This window comes from Asticcacaulis benevestitus DSM 16100 = ATCC BAA-896, from assembly GCF_000376105.1.
Lineage (GTDB): Bacteria > Pseudomonadota > Alphaproteobacteria > Caulobacterales > Caulobacteraceae > Asticcacaulis > Asticcacaulis benevestitus.
In genome coordinates this window covers 9,427-28,182 of record NZ_AQWM01000011.1, presented here as the reverse complement: position 1 = coordinate 28,182, position 18,756 = coordinate 9,427, and the positions used below count along the sequence as shown (strand labels likewise).

Annotated in this window: 11 protein-coding genes; 8 read left to right on the top strand and 3 right to left on the bottom strand. The window is 62.4% G+C overall.

All coding sequences use genetic code 11. The features are described 5' to 3' along the window. The first annotated feature begins 6 nt into the window (after positions 1 to 6). The 3 genes from B060_RS0112635 (at position 7) to tdh (ending at position 2,967) form a co-directional block, all read left to right on the top strand. Positions 7 to 576: an XRE family transcriptional regulator gene (locus B060_RS0112635; RefSeq protein WP_018082157.1), complete on the top strand. Its 570-nt coding sequence runs from the start codon at positions 7 to 9 to the stop codon at positions 574 to 576. A 121-nt stretch (positions 577 to 697) separates the two neighbouring features. After that, positions 698 to 1,885, top strand: a complete 1,188-nt coding sequence (locus B060_RS0112630; protein ID WP_018082156.1) for a glycine C-acetyltransferase — start codon at positions 698 to 700, stop codon at positions 1,883 to 1,885. Next, positions 1,885 to 2,967, top strand: coding sequence for an L-threonine 3-dehydrogenase (gene tdh, locus B060_RS0112625; protein WP_018082155.1), 1,083 nt, complete (start codon positions 1,885 to 1,887; stop codon positions 2,965 to 2,967). Before B060_RS0112630 ends, tdh begins: the two co-directional genes overlap by 1 nt. A 57-nt stretch (positions 2,968 to 3,024) precedes the next feature. Here tdh and lhpI read toward each other — a convergent pair whose 3' ends face one another. Together lhpI and B060_RS0112615 are read right to left on the bottom strand one after the other, a co-directional pair. Beyond that, a complete protein-coding gene (lhpI, locus tag B060_RS24440) occupies positions 3,025 to 3,945 on the bottom strand; it encodes a bifunctional Delta(1)-pyrroline-2-carboxylate/Delta(1)-piperideine-2-carboxylate reductase (RefSeq protein WP_018082154.1) in 921 nt (306 codons plus the stop codon). A 61-nt stretch (positions 3,946 to 4,006) separates the two neighbouring features. Further along, complete coding sequence (locus B060_RS0112615; protein WP_018082153.1) at positions 4,007 to 4,906, bottom strand: LysR family transcriptional regulator; 900 nt, start codon at positions 4,904 to 4,906, stop codon at positions 4,007 to 4,009. A 101-nt stretch (positions 4,907 to 5,007) separates the two neighbouring features. On the opposite strand from B060_RS0112615, the gene B060_RS0112610 reads away from it, so the two are divergent. The 5 genes from B060_RS0112610 to B060_RS0112590 all read left to right on the top strand — a co-directional run bounded on the left by B060_RS0112610 (position 5,008) and on the right by B060_RS0112590 (position 12,011). Beyond that, a complete protein-coding gene (locus tag B060_RS0112610) occupies positions 5,008 to 6,303 on the top strand; it encodes an NAD(P)/FAD-dependent oxidoreductase (protein ID WP_018082152.1) in 1,296 nt (431 codons plus the stop codon). Positions 6,304 to 6,313: 10 nt separating this feature from the next. After that, positions 6,314 to 7,849: an L-piperidine-6-carboxylate dehydrogenase gene (gene amaB, locus B060_RS0112605; RefSeq protein ID WP_018082151.1), complete on the top strand. Its 1,536-nt coding sequence runs from the start codon at positions 6,314 to 6,316 to the stop codon at positions 7,847 to 7,849. Then, on the top strand, positions 7,842 to 9,023 hold the full coding sequence (locus B060_RS0112600) for an acyl-CoA dehydrogenase (protein WP_018082150.1): 1,182 nt from the start codon (positions 7,842 to 7,844) through the stop codon (positions 9,021 to 9,023). Before amaB ends, B060_RS0112600 begins: the two co-directional genes overlap by 8 nt. Before the next feature lie 172 nt (positions 9,024 to 9,195). Continuing rightward, entirely contained in the window at positions 9,196 to 10,359 is a 1,164-nt protein-coding gene (locus B060_RS0112595) for a CaiB/BaiF CoA transferase family protein (protein WP_018082149.1), read from the top strand. Then, positions 10,356 to 12,011 carry a thiamine pyrophosphate-binding protein gene (locus B060_RS0112590; RefSeq protein WP_018082148.1) on the top strand — a complete coding sequence of 552 codons (1,656 nt, stop codon included), beginning with the start codon at positions 10,356 to 10,358 and terminating at the stop codon, positions 12,009 to 12,011. Before B060_RS0112595 ends, B060_RS0112590 begins: the two co-directional genes overlap by 4 nt. 69 nt (positions 12,012 to 12,080) lie before the next feature. Here the strand turns inward: B060_RS0112590 and B060_RS0112585 are convergent, their stop codons facing one another. Continuing rightward, entirely contained in the window at positions 12,081 to 18,587 is a 6,507-nt protein-coding gene (locus B060_RS0112585; protein WP_018082147.1) for a beta strand repeat-containing protein, read from the bottom strand. Between the last annotated feature and the right edge of the window lie 169 nt (positions 18,588 to 18,756).

Here is an 18,756-nt window from a genome sequence, read left to right as displayed (position 1 = left end):
AGGCGCATGGACAAGATCAGAAAAGCCCCCGAAATAGGCTCTCGTTTGCAGGCCCTGCGTAAACAGCAGGGCCTTTCCCTCGATGACATGGCCGGCCGGTCGAAGATTTCGCGCTCGATGCTGAGCCAGGTTGAGCGCGGCCTGGCCAATCCCACCTTCGCCACCTTGTGGGCGCTGACGCAGGCGCTCGGCATCGATATCGCCACGCTGATCGGCGAAGCGGCCGACGCAAGCGAACAGGCGATTGAACTGGTGGAAGCGCACAATACGCCGCGCATCCATTCGGCGGACGGCCATTGCGTGCTCCAGATCCTGAGCCCGCCGGAAACCACAGGCGATATGGAATGGTATCGTCTGGAGATCGAACCCGGCGCCTCGCTGACCTCGCAGCCCCACGCTTCGGGCAGCCGTGAGCACCTGTCCATCCTCTCCGGCGAAGCGCTCGTCATCGCCGCCGAAGCGCAGCAAAAGGCGCTGGCCGGCAGTACGGTGCGCTATCGCGCCGATGTGCCGCACAGCATCAGCAATACCGGAAACGAAAAGCTGGAAGCCTTGCTGGTGGTGCTACCGGGATAATCCCCATCGCAAAAACTCCACTATAGTAGATTTTTCGGCTTTATAATGGAAATTGCGTTTGAACCCGCTCGCATTATATTGTACAAAAATGCAATATAATGGAATTGAGAGCGAAGGTCACATGCGCACAGCCTTTTACGAACGGGTGGAAACCACCCTTGCCGACATCGAATCGCGCGGGCTGAAAAAGCCGGAACACGTTATCGCCTCACCGCAACGCCCGGCACTTCGACTGGAGGACGGCCGCGAGGTCATCAATTTCTGCGCCAACAATTATCTCGGCCTGGCCGATCATCCCGACGTCATCGAAGCCGGTCGCGCCGCCCTGCTGCAATATGGCGCCGGCATGGCCAGCGTGCGCTTCATCTGCGGCACGCAAACCCTGCACAAGCAACTGGAAGCGAAGATCGCGTCTTACGTCGGCATGGAGGACGCCATCCTTTTCGCCGCGTGCTTCGACGCCAATGGCGGTGTGTTCGAGCCGCTGCTCACCGACGAGGACGCCATTGTTTCCGACAGCCTGAACCACGCTTCGATCATAGACGGCGTGCGTTTGTGCAAGGCGAAAAAGTACCGATTCAAGAACGCCGACCTGACCGATCTGGAAACCCAGCTCAAGGCCGCTCGTGATAACGGCGCGCGCACCATCCTGATCGCCACCGACGGCGTGTTTTCCATGGACGGCTACTACGCTCCCCTGGAAGGCATAGCCAAACTGGCGGAGCAATACGATGCGCTGGTGATGGTCGATGATTGCCACGCCACCGGCTTTACCGGCCCCAAGGGCGCCGGCACCCCTGCCCGCGCCGGCGTGAACGTCGACATCCTGACGGGCACCTTCGGCAAGGCGCTCGGCGGTGCGATGGGCGGTTATATAGCAGCGAAGAAGACGGTCATAGACCTCCTACGTCAACGCGCCCGTCCCTACCTCTTCTCCAACGCCCTGGCGCCTTCGATCACCGCCTCCAGCCTGAAGGCCATTGAACTGGCCGAAACCGGCGATCACCTGCGCGCCCAACTGACGCAAAGCGCCGAGCGTTTTCGTGCCGGCCTAACGGCGGCAGGATTCAATCTGCTACCGGGTTCGCACCCGATCATCCCGGTCATGCTGCACGATGCCAAGCTGGCGCAGGCCATGGCCGCCCGTTTGCTCGAAGAGGGCATCTACGTCATCGGCTTCTCCTTCCCGGTTGTGCCGGAAGGTCAGGCGCGCATCCGCACGCAGATTTCCGCCGCGCACACCTTCGCGCAGATTGACACAGCGATCGCTGCCTTCACCAAGGCTGGCCGCGAACTGGGGGTGATCTGATGGACGATCTGCGCCCTGTCATCTCCGCCAAGACCTTGCCCGCCACCATGACCGCTCTGGCCAAGCTCAAGGCCGAGCCCGGCATCTGGCAGACCACCGCGCCGGTGCCCGATTGCGGTCCGGACGATGTGCTGATCCGCATCACCCACACCGCCATCTGCGGCACGGATGTCCATATCTATAACTGGGATCAATGGGCGCAAAAAACCATTCCGGTGCCGATGGTGGTTGGCCATGAATTTGCCGGCGAGATTGTCGCTATCGGCGCGCGCGTCAGCCGTCCGTTAAAGGTCGGACAGCGCGTCTCCGGCGAGGGCCACGTTATCAATATGGATAGCGATGCCGCCCGCGCCGGCCACTTCCATCTCGATCCGGAAACGCAAGGCATCGGCGTCAATCGCCCCGGCGCTTTTGCGCAATATCTGGCCCTGCCGGCCTTCAATGTTGTGCCCCTGCCCGAGCGCGTTAGCAACGAACTGGGCGCGGTGCTCGATCCGTTCGGCAATGCGGTCCATACCGTGCAGCAAACCGATATGGTCGGCGCCAATGTGCTGGTGACAGGCGCTGGCCCCATCGGCATCATGGCGGCCGCTGTGGCGCGCTTCATCGGCGCGCGCAGCGTGACACTCACGGACATCAATCCCTATCGCCTCGACCTGGCAGCAAAGGTTGCCGATATCCGCACGGTGGATGTGTCAAAGGAAGACCTGAACGATGTCCGGCATGAGCTCGGTATCGCCAACGGCTACGATGTCTGCATGGAGATGAGCGGCGCCAAGCCCGCCATTCCGCAGGCCATCGAACACCTGCGCATGGGCGGCGCCTTGACCCTGCTCGGCATTCCCGCTGGCGAGAGCACGGTGAACTGGAACGACATCATCATGAAGGCCCTGACCGTACGCGGCGTTTATGGTCGCGAGATGTTCGAGACCTGGCGCAAGATGCTGGGTCTGATCGAGGCGGGCTTCCCGCTGGAACGCATCATCACGCATCGCCTGCCGGCATCTGAGTTCCAGCAGGGCTTCGATATCATGCGGGCCGGTCAATCGGGCAAGATCGTGCTCGATTGGCGCCAAGCCTAGATCATCTTCTTCAGTGCGCGCGACGCACAAAGCTCAAGTGATCCACAGATAAACCGTCTAACCTACAGCCAGCGATGCCGCCGCCAGATCCTGCGCGGCATCCCCCACGCTCTTGAACAGCGTGATTTTGTCTGCAAGACCTTCGATCGGTCCACTGGCGAACAGATCCGACAGGGTGCCCCTGATCATCTCATGGTGCAGCAAGCCTGCCGCTATCGGCTGGGTCAGGTCGCCGGCTTCGCTCATGGCCGCATAGGTATCGACCCAGATGTCCGCGCGCGTCATGGCGGCGTCATCGGCCTCGCGCATGTCTTTCAGATAGCCTCCGATCAGCGCCACATGCTGGCCTGCGTGCAGCCATTCCCCCTTGATCAGCGGCTCCTGGGAAAGCGTGGCGCAGGCAATGATATCGGCTTTCGCGACCCCCTCGGCCAGATTGTGGCACACCTCGGCGTGAAAGCCACCCGCCTTAAGTGCGGAGACCAGCTTTTCGGCATTGGCCGTCGTCGGGCTGAAAACCTGAACCGTTTCGATCTCGCGCACCGCGCGGTAGGCGAAGGCCAGTTCGGAAGCGATCCGTCCCGAGCCGACCAGCAGCAGGTGTTTGGCGCCGTCTGCAGCCAGCCGGTCCGCCGCGATCGCCGCTACCGCCGCCGTGCGCCGCGCCGTCAGTTCGCCGCCATCGAGCAGGGCCATGTGTTCGCCGGTCACCGCATCGAACAACAGATAACTTGCTGTCACCGCCGACAGATTGCGGCGCGCATTGCCGGGCGTCACGTTGACGATCTTGACGCCCCCTACGCCCTGGCTCCACGCCGGCATCATCAGCAAGGTAGCGTCCGGTTCACCGTCGTTCTGCATCGTGTGGACATGGCGCTGGGGCGAGGTCGTTTCGCCTTGCAGCAATTTCGGCAGTTGCTTGGTGAGCAAGGCATAGGGCAGACGTTCGATGAGGTCGTGCGCGGTCAGGTTTTGCATTGTCTTATCCTAAAGCGTTTTCCCAAAAAGTGGTCGCCACTTTTTGGATAAGAAAGAGCGACTATAAAATGTCGACATCGGTTTCAGTCAGGAGCCAGTCGCGGAAGGCGATCAGCGGCGGATGGTCGGCGCGGTCTTCCGGCCAGGCGAGATAATAGGCTTCGGCGTTCTTCATCTGCAGGTCAAGCGCCCGCACCAGTTGGCCGGTGCGCAGTTCCTCTTCGATGAGGAAATCCGGCAAGAGCGCCACACCCAGTCCGGCCCGCGCCATCTGCGCCATGGTGGCGAACTGGTCGAACAGCATCCCTTGCACGTGCTCGGCCGGCGCGTCGTTCTGGCGCAGCCAGCGCTCCCAGGCGTCAGGCCGCGTGGTGATGTGCAGCAAGGGCGCCTTGCGGATATCCGTCGGCGTCTCGAAACGGTAGCGCTCCAGCAGCGCCGGACTGCATGCCGGCACGACATATTCTTCGCGCAGGATCTGCGTCTGCGCGCCGGGCCAGTCACCGGTGCCGTGGTGGATGGCGGCATCTATCGCTTCCTGACGGAAGTCGAACAGGCTGAGGCGCGTGATCAGGTTGAGCGTGGTGCCCGGATGCTGGCTTAAGAAAGCCGGCAGGCGTGGCGCCAGCCAGCGCGCACCGAAGGTCGGCAGGACGGCGAGATTGAGCGTACCGCCAAAGGGATTGGCGCGCAGATTGAGCGAGGCCGTGCTGATTTTCTTGAGCGCATCACGCACCTCGCGCGCATAGGCCTCCCCACCGGGGGTGAGACGAATCGTTTGCCGCTCACGGATAAACAGTTCGACCTCAAGCTGGTCTTCCAGCGCCTTGATCTGGCGGCTGACCGCGCTTTGCGTCAGGGCCAGTTCGCGCGCCGCCGCGGTGATGCTGCCGGTGCGCGCCGCCGCCTCAAAGGCCTGTAGATGGCTGGTCGGTGGTAAAAATCGACGCGGGGCAAGCATCAGGTTTCATTCCATTTGAGAATGATGTAATGCCGAAATGGCAATGGATAAGACTTATATTAGCGCGTATAAGCCCATTGTCCATACAGATACGGAATGACATGCCCAAGACTATCAGCGCCGATCTTAAAACACACGGCCTCTGGGAAACCACCGCGCCCGCCGCGCCGGTAACGACCGCGCTGACCGGCGATGTGCGGACGCAGGTGTGCATCATCGGCGGTGGCTATACGGGCAATTCAGCGGCGCTGCATCTGGCGAAAAAGGGCATAGCCTCGGTCGTTCTGGAAGCGCATGACATCGGCTTCGGCGGTGCCGGTCGAAATGTCGGGCTGGTCAATGCCGGTATGTGGGTCATGCCCGATGAACTGCCAAACGTGCTTGGCGAGGTCCATGGTGACCGCCTGCTGAAACTGCTCGGCGATGCCCCTTCCGCCGTATTCGATATCGTCGATACCTACGGCATCGAATGCCAATTGCAAAAGCACGGCACCCTGCATTGCGGCGTCGGCCAGGTGGGGCTGGAAGAACTGCAACAGCGTGAAAAGCAATGGCAGGCGCGTGGTGCGCCGGTGCGTCTGCTGTCGGCTGAAGAGACCGCGCAAAAGGTTGGCTCCCGCGCCTATAGCGGCGCCCTGCTCGATCTGCGCGCCGGCACCATCCAGCCGCTGGCCTATGTGCGCGGACTGGCCAAGGCGGCGCATACGGAAGGTGCCACGCTTTATACCGGCTCGCCCGCGCTGGACGTGACGCCCAATGGCGCACAGTGGCGGGTAAAAACGCCGCAAGGCTCGGTCACCGCCGATTGGGTGATCATGGCCACCGACGCCTATACGCAAGGCCCGTGGGAGATCATCCGCCGCGAACAGGTTCACCTGCCCTACTTTAATTTCGCCACCGAACCCCTGAGCCATAATGTGCGCGCCACCATACTGCCAGGCCATGAAGGCGTATGGGATACCAAGGAAGTGCTGTCGTCCTTCCGCATGGATGTGCATGGCCGCCTGATCTTCGGCAGCGTCGGCGCGCTGAACGGTGTGGGCCATGGCATCCATCGCGGCTGGGCTCTGCGCGCGCTGCACAAGATTTTCCCGCAACTAGGCCATGTCAAATTCGAAGCGGAATGGTACGGCCAGATCGGCATGACCGATGACAACCTGCCGCGTTTCCATAAATTTGCGACAAACGTCATCGGCATTTGCGGTTATAATGGTCGCGGCATAGCGCCGGGCACGGTCATGGGCCGCACCCTTGCCGAGCTCATTGCCGGCGAGAAAACCGAAGATGATCTGCCCCTGCCCGTCACCACGCCCGCTGAGGCGAAGATGCGGGCGCTGAAAGAAGTATTTTACGAGGTCGGCGCTCAGGCCGTCCACTTCACAGACTCACGTTTCTAAGGAACCGAACATGATCACCGAAACCACACGCTTTGCCGAAGATGTCTCTTCGCTTCTGACAACCCTCGGCGTCGACGCCAAGACCTATACCGGCGGCACGCTGGCCGTAACCTCGCCGGTCACCGGCGACATCATCGCCAAGGTTGTCGAGACCTCGACCGCCGACGCCACGAAGGCCATCGATGCGGCACACAAGGCGTTCCTCGACTGGCGCGTCATCCCCGCCCCGAAGCGTGGCGAACTGGTCCGTCTCTTCGGTGAAGAACTGCGCGCCCACAAGGCCGAACTCGGCAAGCTCGTTTCCATCGAAGTCGGCAAGGTCACCTCGGAAGGCCTCGGCGAAGTGCAGGAAATGATCGATATCTGCGACTTCGCAGTTGGTCTCAGCCGCCAGCTTTACGGCCTCACCATCGCCACAGAGCGTAGCAGCCACCGCATGATGGAAACCTGGCAGCCGCTTGGCGTCGTCGGCATCATCTCGGCCTTCAACTTCCCCGTCGCCGTCTGGGCGTGGAATGCGGCCCTGGCGCTCGTTTGCGGTGACTCGATTGTCTGGAAGCCATCGGAAAAATCCCCCCTCACCGGCCTCGCCAGCCACGCGCTGTTCGAGCGCGCCCTCAAGCGCTATGTCGATCAAGGTTATGACGCCCCGGCCGGCCTGTCGGCCCTGATCATAGGCGCCCGCGAGATCGGCGAAGTGCTGGTCGACCACGAAAAGGTCGCGCTGATTTCCGCCACGGGCTCGACCGCCATGGGCCGCGCCGTCGGTCCGAAGCTGGCCGCCCGCTTCGCCCGCTCGATCCTGGAACTCGGCGGCAACAACGCTGCCATCGTCTCCCCCACCGCCGATCTCGACCTGACCTTGCGCGGCGTCGCCTTCTCGGCCATGGGCACCGCCGGCCAGCGCTGCACCACCCTGCGCCGCCTGTTCGTGCACGACAGCGTCTACGATACGCTCGTGCCGCGCCTCAAGAAGGCCTATGCCTCGGTCAAGATCGGCAACCCCATGGAAGACGGCGTGCTCGTCGGCCCGCTGATCGACAAACTGGCCTTCGATGGTTTTGAAAAGGCCCTGAATGAAGCGAAAGCGGCCGGCGGCGTGGTCACCGGCGGTGAGCGCGTCACGGTCAGCGGCGATAACAGTTATTATGTCCGCCCGGCCATCGTTGAAATGGCCAGGCACGAAGGTCCGGTGCTGCGTGAAACCTTCGCACCGATCCTCTACATCCTGCGCTATTCCGATGTGAAGGACGCTATCGCCATGCAGAACGATGTCGGCGCAGGCCTGTCCTCCTCGATCTTCACCAACGATATCCGCGAAGCCGAACTCTTCATGTCGGCGGCCGGTTCGGATTGCGGCATCGCCAATGTCAATATCGGCACATCCGGCGCTGAAATCGGCGGCGCCTTCGGTGGCGAAAAGGAAACCGGCGGCGGCCGTGAATCGGGCTCCGACGCCTGGCGCGCCTATATGCGCCGCACCACCAACACGATCAATTTTGGCAGTTCGCTGCCGCTGGCTCAGGGCGTGGTGTTTGATGTCTGATTTTGTCTGGAATGATCCCTTTCTGCTCACCGAGCAACTGACCGACGACGAGCGGATGATCATGGAGGCGGCGCGCGACTATGCGCAAGGCTCGCTGATGCCGCGCGTGCTCAAGGCCTATGGCGAGGAATATACCGACCGCCACATCTTCAACGAGATGGGCGAACTGGGGCTCCTCGGCGCGACGCTGCCGGAACAATACGGCGGCGCCGGTGCAACTTACGTTGCCTATGGTCTGGTGGCGCGTGAAGTCGAGCGCGTCGATTCGGGATACCGCTCGATGATGAGCGTTCAGTCGTCGCTGGTTATGTATCCGATCTATGCCTATGGCACTGAAGAACAGCGTATGAAGTATCTGCCCAAGCTGGCTTCCGGCGAATGGGTTGGCTGCTTCGGTCTGACCGAACCCGACGCCGGTTCAGATCCGGGCGCCATGACCACCCGTGCGGAAAAGATCACTGGAAGTTCTGGGGGCGGCTATCGCCTGACCGGCGCCAAGATGTGGATTTCCAACTCGCCGATCGCCGATGTCTTCGTGGTGTGGGCCAAGCTTGATGGCGTCATCCGCGGCTTTGTGCTGGAAAAGGGCATGAAGGGGCTTTCCGCGCCGAAGATCCACGGCAAGCTGTCGCTTCGCGCCTCGATCACCGGCGAGATCGTCATGGACGGTGTCGAAGTCGGTGAAGACGCCTTGCTGCCCAATGTGGCGGGTCTCAAGGGGCCGTTCGGCTGCCTGAACCGCGCCCGCTACGGCATCGCCTGGGGCGCCATGGGCGCCGCCGAAGATTGCTGGCACCGTGCGCGCCAGTATGGCCTTGATCGCAAACAGTTCGGCAAGCCTCTGGCGCAGATGCAACTCTTCCAGAAGAAGCTGGCCGATATGCAGACCGAGATTACGCTGGGCCTGCAAGCCGCTCTGCGCGTCGGGCAGTTGTTCGATGCCGGCAAGATGCAGCCGGAAATGATCTCGCTGATCAAGCGTAACAACTGCGGCAAGGCTTTGGATATCGCCCGTCAGGCGCGTGACATGCACGGCGGCAACGGCATCCATGAGGAATACCACGTCATGCGCCACGCTCAGAACCTGGAGTCGGTCAATACCTATGAAGGCACGCACGACGTCCACGCTCTGATCCTGGGTCGTGCGCAGACCGGGTTGCAGGCGTTTTATTGATGGTAAGTGCGCATGAGGGTTTCAAGTTTTTTCCCTCCCCGTTTACGGGGAGGGGGGACCGCGAAGCGGTGGGAGGGGGAACGGCTGACTATTCCCCCCCTTCCGTCATTCGCTGCGCTCATGCCACCTTCCCCGTAAACGGGGAAGGAAAAACTATCCATGGCTGCCAATTATGAAACCGCACGCCAAGCCCCTCGCCGGCCTCAAAGTACTCGAACTCGCTCGCATACTGGCCGGCCCGTGGTGCGGGCAATTGCTGGCCGATCTGGGCGCGCAAGTGATCAAAATCGAGCGTCCGGAGGTCGGCGACGACACCCGCACCTGGGGGCCACCGTTCGTTACAGACGCCGCCGGCAATTCATGGGGCGCGGCCTATTTCCACGCCACCAATCGCGGCAAGTCCTCGGTCGCCATTGCCTTTGAAACGCCTGAAGGCCAGGCCGCCATTCGTGCGCTGGCCGCCGAGGCCGATATCCTGATCGAGAACTTCAAGGTCGGTGGCCTGAAAAAATATGGCCTGGATTACGACAGCCTCAAAGCCGTCAATCCGCGCCTGATCTACGCCTCAATCACCGGCTTCGGCCAAACCGGCCCGTATGCCGCCCGCGCCGGCTATGACTACATTATTCAGGGCATGAGCGGCCTGATGGACATCACCGGCGAACCCGAGCGCGAACCGCAGAAGGTCGGCGTCGCCGTGGTCGATATCTTCACCGGCATATATACCGCGACCGCTATCCTGGCCGCCGTCCATGGCCGCGAAACCCGTGGTGAAGGCTGCCATATCGACATGTCGCTGTTCGATACCGCCACCTCGATCCTCGCCAACCAGGCCAGCAATTATCTGGTGTCCGGAAAATCACCGACGCGGCTTGGCAATGCCCATCCTAATATCGCGCCCTATCAGGTGTTTCAGGTGGCCGACGGCCATATCATCGTTGCGGTCGGCAATGATGGCCAGTTCCAGAAGTTTTGCGCCACGCTCGGCGCCGGCGATATCGCTGCCCAGCCGGACTACGCCACCAATGCCCTGCGTGTCGCCCGCCGCACGGATTTGCAATCCGCTGTGCAACCTTACCTGATGCAAAAGACCCGCGCCGAATGGCTGGCGGCGTTCGAGGCCGCCGGGGTTCCCGCCGGACCGATCAACCGTATCGAGGACGTGTTCAGCGATCCGCAGATTATCCATCGTGGTATGCGGCTCGAATTGACCGCCGCCGATGGCTCAAAGGTCTCAGGCGTCGCCTCGCCCATCGTTATCAACGACGAACGCATGTCCGCCCCCTCTCCTTCCCCCATGCTCGGCTCCGGGCAAGCGCAATGGACTACGCAATGACTTCACGCACCGGTGGCCAGATTCTGGTCGATCAACTCGTCAAACAAGGTGTCGAGCGCGTCACCTGCGTGCCCGGTGAAAGCTATCTGGCGGCGCTCGACGCCATGCACGACGCCGATATCGACGTGCTGATCTGCCGTCACGAAGGCGGCGCCGCCATCATGGCCGAGGCCTATGGCAAGCTGACCGCACGTCCAGGCGTCTGTTTCGTGACGCGCGGCCCCGGCGCCACCAACGCGGCGCATGGCGTTCACATTGCGCAGCATGACTCGACACCGATGATCCTGTTCATCGGTCAGGTCGAGCGCGCCATGCTCGGCCGCGGCGCCTTTCAGGAAATGGATTATCAGGCCTTTTTCGGCAGCACGGCCAAGTGGGTGGTCGAGATCACCGACGCCAAACGCATCCCCGAAATCGTCGCCCGTGCTTTCCGCGTCGCCATGCAGGGCCGCCCCGGTCCGGTGGTCATCTCCCTACCGGAAGATGTGCTGACGGATATTGAGGACGTGGCCGACGCTCCGGTGCTTAGCTTTGCCAAACCCGAACTGTCGGTCAAGGCCTTGCAACAGTTTGAAGTCCTGCTTGCCAAGGCAAAAAAGCCGCTGGTCATACTGGGTAGCAGCAACTGGAGCCTTGAGGGCTGTCAGGCAATTGTCAATTTTGCCGAAACCTTCGCCCTTCCGGTCGCCACCGAATTCCGCCGTTCGGCGCTCTTTCCGGCTGACCATCCGTCCTATGCCGGCGATCTTGGCTTTGGCCCCAATCCCAAGCTGGCGCAACGCGTCAAGGACGCCGATCTGCTAATCCTGCTGGGCGCACGCATGGCTGAGGTGCCGTCGTCGAGCTACACCCTGATTGACCTGCCGACGCCGCAGCAAACCCTGGTCCATATCTTCCCGGATGCTGGCGAAATCGGCAAGGTTTACCAACCGGCACTTGGCAATGTCTGCGCGCCGGATGCGTTTGCACAGTCGCTGGCCGATCTCAAGCCGCCGGTCACCAAACCCTGGCTGGAAGAGACGCAAAACGCCCATATGGACTTCCTGATGTGGACAACCACGCCAGCCAAGATCCCCGGCGATTTCCAGTATGGCGAGGTCATGGTGTGGCTGCGGGAAAATCTGCCGGCTGACACCATCACCTGCAACGGCGCCGGCAACTACGCCATCTGGCTGCACCGCTACTGGCGTCATAACCAGCCGCGCACACAGATCGCCCCCACTTCGGGCAGCGTCGGCTACAGCGTGCCGGCGGGCGTCATGGCCAAGCGCCAGTGCCCCGACAAGACGGTCGTTGTTTTCGCGGGCGACGGCTGCTTCCTCATGCACGGCAACGAGTTTGCCACCGCCGTCCAATACGATATCCCGGTCATTGTCCTAGTTATTGATAACGGTATGTATGGCACTATCCGCATGCACCAGGAGCGCAACTATCCGCACCGCGTCGTCGGCACCGACCTGAAAAACCCCGACTTCGCCGCCTATGCCAAGGCCTTTGGCGGCCATGGTGAAACTGTCCGCACCACGGCGGAGTTTGCGCCGGCCTTCCAGCGGGCGCAGGCTTCCGGTAAGCCCGCCATCATCCACTGCTACATCGATCCGCAGGCCATCACCCCCGCCAAGACGCTTGATCAGATCGCCGACGGGAAATAGTTCTCAAACATTAAAAAAGCCGGTGGAAGTTACCTTCCACCGGCTTTTTCATGGCTTCAATGTCTCTACCTAGAGCGCGAGTTGCTGCGCGTCAGTCAGGGATTCCAGTTGAGGGTCCGAGAAGGCTGAAAGCTGGATTCCCGTGATGCCGGTGATCTGCGTCGTCGAGAGCGAAGGGATCTGATCAGTCGTCAGGCCGGTGATCGCCGAGGTGGTAAGGGCACCAATCTGCGACGTCGTCAGCAGCGTCAGTTGTGTGGTCGAGAGGCTGCCGACCTGCATTGCGCTCAGTCCGGCGATGGCCGTGGTGCTGATGGCCGACAATTGCGTCTGATCAGCCGCTGCCAGTTGCGCCGTGCTCATCGATTTCAGCTCGTTGGCCGTAATCAGGCCGATCTGCGTCGTCGTCAGGGCATCGATCACGCTGGTGGAGAGCGAGCCAAAGACCGTGGTGCTAAGGCCCGGCAGCTGGGTATCGGTGATGCCGGAGAACTGGGTCGTGGTCAGGCTGTTGGCCTGAGTGGCGTTCAGGCCGGCAATGACCGTCGTGCTCAGCGAACCGAGTTGGGTAGAGGTCAGACCCGCAAGCTGATCGGAGGTCAGGGAGGCCAGTTGGCTCGCCTTAATGCCACCGAGTTGTGTCGTCGTAAGATTGCTTAGCTGCGTCGTCGTCAGACCATTCAGCGCCGTTTCCGTAAGCGTGGAGAGTTGGGTCTGGGTCAGGCCGCCAAGTTGCGTCGTCGACAGGCCGCCGAAGGTCGTCTCGGTGAGAGCCGAAAGCGTCCGCGTCGAGATGGCGCCGATCTGGGTCGAACCGAGGCTGCCCAGTTGCGTCGTGGTCAGGGCCACCAGATCCGAAGACGTGATACCAGCCACCTGAGCGGTGGTCAGCGCGCCGAGTTTGGTGGTGCTCAGGCCGGCGAAGGCCGTGGCGTTGAGAGCACCGATCTGGAGCGCACCAAGGCCCGCCAGTTGCGTCGAGTCGATGGCGCCAATGTCGGTGGCGTCAAGCACCGCGATACTGGCCGTGGTCAGGGCACCAAGCTGGGTCGAGAGCAGGACACCAAGCTGGGTCGAGGTCAGGTTGCCCGCTTGCGTCGCCGTCAGGCCGGTGAGTTGCGCAGTCGTCAGGCCGCTCACTTCTGTGGTGGTCAGACCAGCGACGGCCGTCGAGGTCAGGGCGTTCAGTTGCGGCGCCTTCAGCGACTGGACCTGGGCTGTGCTGAGCGTGGTGATCTGGGTCTCATCCAGCGCGGCGATCGCGCCAGTGGTCAGGGCCGCGAGCAGCGTAGTGGCCAGTCCGCCGACCTGCGTGGTGGTCAGGGCATCCGCCAGGGTGGCGTTCAATCCGGCCACAGCGGCGGTGGTCAGCTTGTTGATCTGGTCGGTCGAGAGCGAACTGATCTGGGTGGTGGTCAGGGCGCTGACCTGTGATGAGGTCAGGCCGAGCGCCTGGGTCGAGGTCAGTCCTGTCAGGGTCGTCGTCGTCAGGGCGTTGACCGCTGCTGTCGTCAGCGAACTGATGCGCGTCACGGCCAGACCGGACAGGCCGGTCGAGGTGATGGCAGCGGCCTGATCGGTCGTCAGCGACTTAAGCGCCAGCGTCGTCAGGGCGTTGAGCGAGGTCGAGGTCAGGGCGCCGACCTGGGTCGAAGTCAGGGCCGCCAGTTCCTGCGAACTGACGCCGGCCAGTTGGGTGGCGGTCAGGGCATTGATTTTGGTGGTGCTCAGTTCCGAGAAGTTGGTGGCGCCAAGCGCTCCCACCTGCACTGAGCTAAGCTTGCTGAGTTGTGTCGTGCTGAGCAGGCCAATATCGGTCGTGGTCAGGCCGCCGAGTGCGCCGGTCGAAAGCGCCGCCAGCTTGGTTTCGGTCAGGCCCGAGATCTGCGTGGTGGTCAGATTGGCGACCTGCGTGGAGGTGATGCCGGCAAGGGCGGTGGCGGCCAGGCTGTTAAGCTGATCGGTGGTCAGGGCCGCCAGCGAGTCGGTGGCGATGCCGCTGACCTGAAGCGAGGTCAGGCCAGCCAGAGCGGTCGAGGTAATGGCGCCAAACTGGGTCGAGTTAAGGGCCGATAGCTGGGTCGTAGTCAGCTTGCCTACCTGCGCCGAGGTGACGCCGGCCAGTTGGGTCGTGGAAAGAGCATCGATATCGTCCGTCGAGAAGGTCGAGATCGTGGCCGCAGTCAGGGCGCCGAGTTGATCGGAGCTGAGGCCGCCAACCTGGGTCGAGGTCAGACGCTCGACCTGGGTCGAGTTCAGGCCCGCCACTTGCAAAGTCGTCAGGGCGGCGACGTCGGTCGTGGTCAGGCCGCTGAAGGACGTCGCATTGATCGCATTGAGTTGCGTCGTCTTGAGCAGACCCACCTGAGTCGAGGTCAGGCTATCGACCTGCGTAGCGTCCAGCGCCGTCAGAAGCGTCGTGTTCAGCGCCTGCAGACGGGTGGTATCGAGGCCCGAAAGCTGCGTCGTCGTCAGGCCGGTCGATTGCGTGCTCTTGAGCGCGCCAAGCGCCAGCGCCGTGATGCTGTTTAGTTGTGTCGTCGTCAGAGCAGCGAGCTGGTTGGTGGCGAAGCTACCCAGTTGGGCGCCCGTCAGGCCTGCCAGTTGGGTCGTTTCCAGATTGGTGATGTTAGTGGTGTTGAGATTGGCGATCTGGGCAGTCGAGAGGCCGGCGACCTGGCTCGAGGTCAGGCCGTCCAGTTCGGTCGTCGTCAGGCCGCCGATGGCCGTCGAGGTCAGGGCATTGAGTTGCGCCGTCTTGAGAGCCTGCATTTGCGCTGTGCTGAGCGTCGCGATCTGTGTCTGGTCAAGCGCGGCAATCGCGCCGGTGGTCAGTGATGACAGGATCGTTGTCGCCAGACCACTCACCTGAGTGGTGGTCAGAGCCTCGGCGAGCGTAGCGTTTAGCCCCGCGACCGCCGCCGTGGTCAGCTTGTTGATCTGGTCGGTCGAGAGCGAGGCGACCTGGGTCGTGGTCAGCCCGCTGACCTGCGAGGAGGTCAGACCAAGCGCCTGGGTCGAAGTCAGGCCCGTCAGAGCCGTCGTCGTCAGGGCGGTAACAGCCGATGTCGTGAGCGAACCGATACGTGTCACAGCCAGGCCGGACAGGTTGGTCGAGGTGATCGCCGCCGCCTGATCGGTGCTGAGCGCCTTGATGGCTACAGTGGTCAGAGCGTTCAGTTGTGTCGAGGTCAGGGCCGCTGTCTGGGTTGAGGTCAGGGCGGCGATCTGGCCGGAGGTCACGCCGCCGACTTGAGCCGAGGTCAGCAGGGCCAGGTTCGTCGTGGACAGTTGCGCCAGGTTGGTGGCGCCGAGCGCGGTGATCTGAGCCGAGCTCAGCTTACCAAGCTGTGTCGAGCTGAGTGTGCCGGCTTCGGTTGTCGTCAGGCCACCGATGGCGGCTGTCGTCAGGGCGGCCAGCTTGGTTTCGGTCAGGCCCGTGATCTGGGTTGTGGTCAGGGCGCCGGCTTGAGCCGAGGTGATGCCGGACAGGGCGACGGCGCTCAGGGCGTTGAGCTGATCCGTGCCGAGCGCGGCCAGTGACGCCGTGGCGATACCGCCGACCTGAGCAGCGGTCAGGCCGCTGAGCGCTGTCGAGGTGATGGCGCCGAACTGGGTCGAGGTCAGGGTGGAGAGCTGGGTCGTGGTCAGCTTGCCGACCTGCGCCGAAGTGACGCCGGCCAGTTGCGTGGTTGACAGCGCCGTAATGTCATCGGTCGAGAAGGTCGAGATCGTGGCGGCGGTCAGGGCGCCAAGCTGGGTCGAGGTCAGCGTCCCGACCTGGGTCGAGGTCAGGCGCTCGACCTGGGTCGCATTCAGACCTGTCAGTTGCGTGGTCGTCAGCACACCGACATCGGTCGTGTTCAGATCTGTAAAGGCCGTAGCGTTCAGCGCGTTCAATTGCGTGGCCTTGAGATCAACCATCTGGGTCGAGGTCAGCGAGCCGATCTGCGTGCTGTCGAGCGTCGCCAGAAGCGCTGTGTTCAAAGCTTGCAGGCGCGTGGTGTCGAGGCCTGAAATCTGTGTGGTCGTCAAGCCGGTCGCCTGCGTCGTTTTCAGTGCGCCGATGGTGGCGCTCGTCAGGCTGTTCAGTTGCACCGTGGTCAGGGCACCGAGTTGACTGGTGGCGAAGGCGCCGAGTTGCGCGGCCGTCAGGCCTGCCAGTTGCGTGGTTTCAAGGTTGGTGATGTTGGTGGTGTTGAGATTGGCGATTTGCGCGGTCGAGAGGCCGGCGACCTGGGTCGAGGTCAGGCTGTCGAGTTCCGTCGTCGTCAGGCCACCAATCGCCGTCGAGGTCAGGGCATTGAGCTGCGCCGTCTTGAGCGACTGTATCTGAGCCGTGCTAAGCGTGGCGATCTGCGTCTGATCAAGCGCGGCGACCGCACCGGTGGTCAAGGCCGACAGGACCGTCGTCGCCAGACCTGACACCTGCGTGGTGGTCAAGGCTTCCGCCAGGGTCGCATTGAGGCCGGCAACCGCCGCCGTGGTCAGCTTGTTGAGCTGATCGGTCGAGAGCGAGGCGATCTGTGTGGTCGAGAAGCCCCCAACCTGCGTGGCACTCAGGCCGAGCGCCTGGGTCGCGGTCAAACCGGTCAGGGCCGTGGTGGTCAGGGCATTGACGGCCGCCGAAGTCAGCGAACCGATGCGGGTCACAGCCAGGCCAGACAGGCCGGTCGAGGTGATGGCGCCCGCCTGACCCGCGCTGATCGCCTTGACGGCGACCGTGGTCAGGGCGTTCAGTTGTGTCGAGGTCAGGGCCGCTGTCTGGGTTGAGGTCAGCGCGCCGATCTGCGCGGAGGTGACGCCACCGACCTGTGCAACGGTCAGCAAGGCCATATTCGTAGTGGACAGTTCCGCCAGATTGGTGGCGCCGAGCGCCGTCACCTGCGCCGAGCTGAGCTTGCCGATCTGGGTGGTGGTCAGGTTATCGACTTCGGTCGTGGTCAAGCCACTGATGGCCGTGGTGCTGAGCGCGCCGATCTTCGTTTCATTGAGGCCGGCGATTTGCGTCGTCGTCAGGTTAGCCACCTGAGTCGAGGTGATGGCGGCGACAGCGACGTTATTGAGGGCGTTGAGCTGATCGGTAGAAAGCGCCGCCAGCGAGTCGGTGGCGATGCTGGACAGTTGCGCGCCGGTCAGGCCGCCCAGCGCGGTCGTGGTCAGGGCGGTGAACTGGGTTGAGTTGAGATTGCCCAACTGCGTGTTGGTCAGGCGCGACACTTGCGCCGAAGTGATGCCGGCGATCTGCGTCGTCGTTAGGGCGTCAATATCGGCCGTGGAGAAGGTCGAGATATTGGTGGCAGCGATCGAACCAATCTGCGTCGCGTCAAGCGCGCCGATTTGCGTTTCGGTCAGGCGCTCGACCTGGGTCGAGTTCAAGCCCGCCAGTTGCAGCGTCGTCAACGCGCCGACATCGGTCGTGGTCAGGTCAAGGAAGGCCGTACCGTTCAGAGCATTAAGCTGGGTCGTCTTGAGCAGCGCGACCTGCGTGCTCGTGAACGAACCGACCTGCGTGCTGTCCAGCGCCGTCAGGAGCGTGGTGTTGAGCGCCTGCAGGCGCACGGTATCAAGGCCGGAAAGCTGCGTCGTGGTCAGGCCGGCAGCCTGCGTGCTCTTGAGCGCGGCAATGGAGACGGAGGTCAGGCCATTGAGCTGAGTGGTGCTGAGCGCGGCCAGTTGATTGGTGTCCAGGGCGCCCGCCTGAACGGCGGTGAGCGAACCAAGTTGCGTCGTCGTAAGCGCTGCGGCATCGGTCGTCGTAAGGCCGGCCAGCGCGGCCGTGCCAATGGCGACCAGCTGCGAGGTCGAAAGCGTCGTGGCCTGCGTCGAGGTCAGGGCGCCGATCGAAGTGGCGTTGAGACCACCGATCTGCGTGGCGGCCAGGGCCGAGATCACCGTGGTAGCGAGCGCGCCAATTTCGGTGGTCGACAGGCTGTTGAGGTTGGTGGTCGAGACCGACTTCAGTTGTGTAGCCGTCAGCTCGCCGATCAGCGTGGTCGAGACATCATTGAACTGCGTCGTGCTCAGGGCGGCGATGGCGACGGTGCTGAAACCCTGCACCTGCGTCGAACTCAGGGCCAGCAGAGAGGTCGAGGTCAGAGCGCCGATGGCGGTGGCGCCGAACGCGCCGAGCTGTGCCGTCGTCAGGCCGGAAAGCTGGGTGGTGGTCAGGGCGCCGACTTCAGCCGTGGTCAGGCCGCGAATTTGCGAGGTCGAGAACTTGCCGACCTGATCCGAGGTCAGGGCCGCGAACTGCGTGGTGGTCAGGTTGCTGATTTCGGAAGCGGTCAGGCCGGAGAGCTGGGTGGTGTCGAGCGCGGCGATCGCGGTGCTGGAGAAGGCTTCGAGCTGAGCGGTCAGCAAAACCGAGAGCTGAGAACTGGTAAAGGCGACCGCACCGGTCGCCAGGAAGGTAATCTGGCCAGTCGTAAGCGCCTTGACCTGCGTGGTGGTCAGTGACTTGAGCTGGCTTGTACTGAGCGCCCCGATCTGGGTGGTCGAGAGGACCGCAACCCCGGAGGTCGATAAAGCGCTGATCTGAGTCGTTTTCAGTTCCGCCAGCTGACTGGTCGACATGTTCTGAATGAACGCGTTACTAAGCTTCGAAATTTGTGCTGCTGACAGCCCGCTGATAGATGACACGACTCAACCCCTAAATTTCCCAACCACTTTAATTAAGCAGTTTATTAATCTTTAAAGTAAACTTTTGATTAACTTTGCCGCAACGTCACAGAATACAACCCAA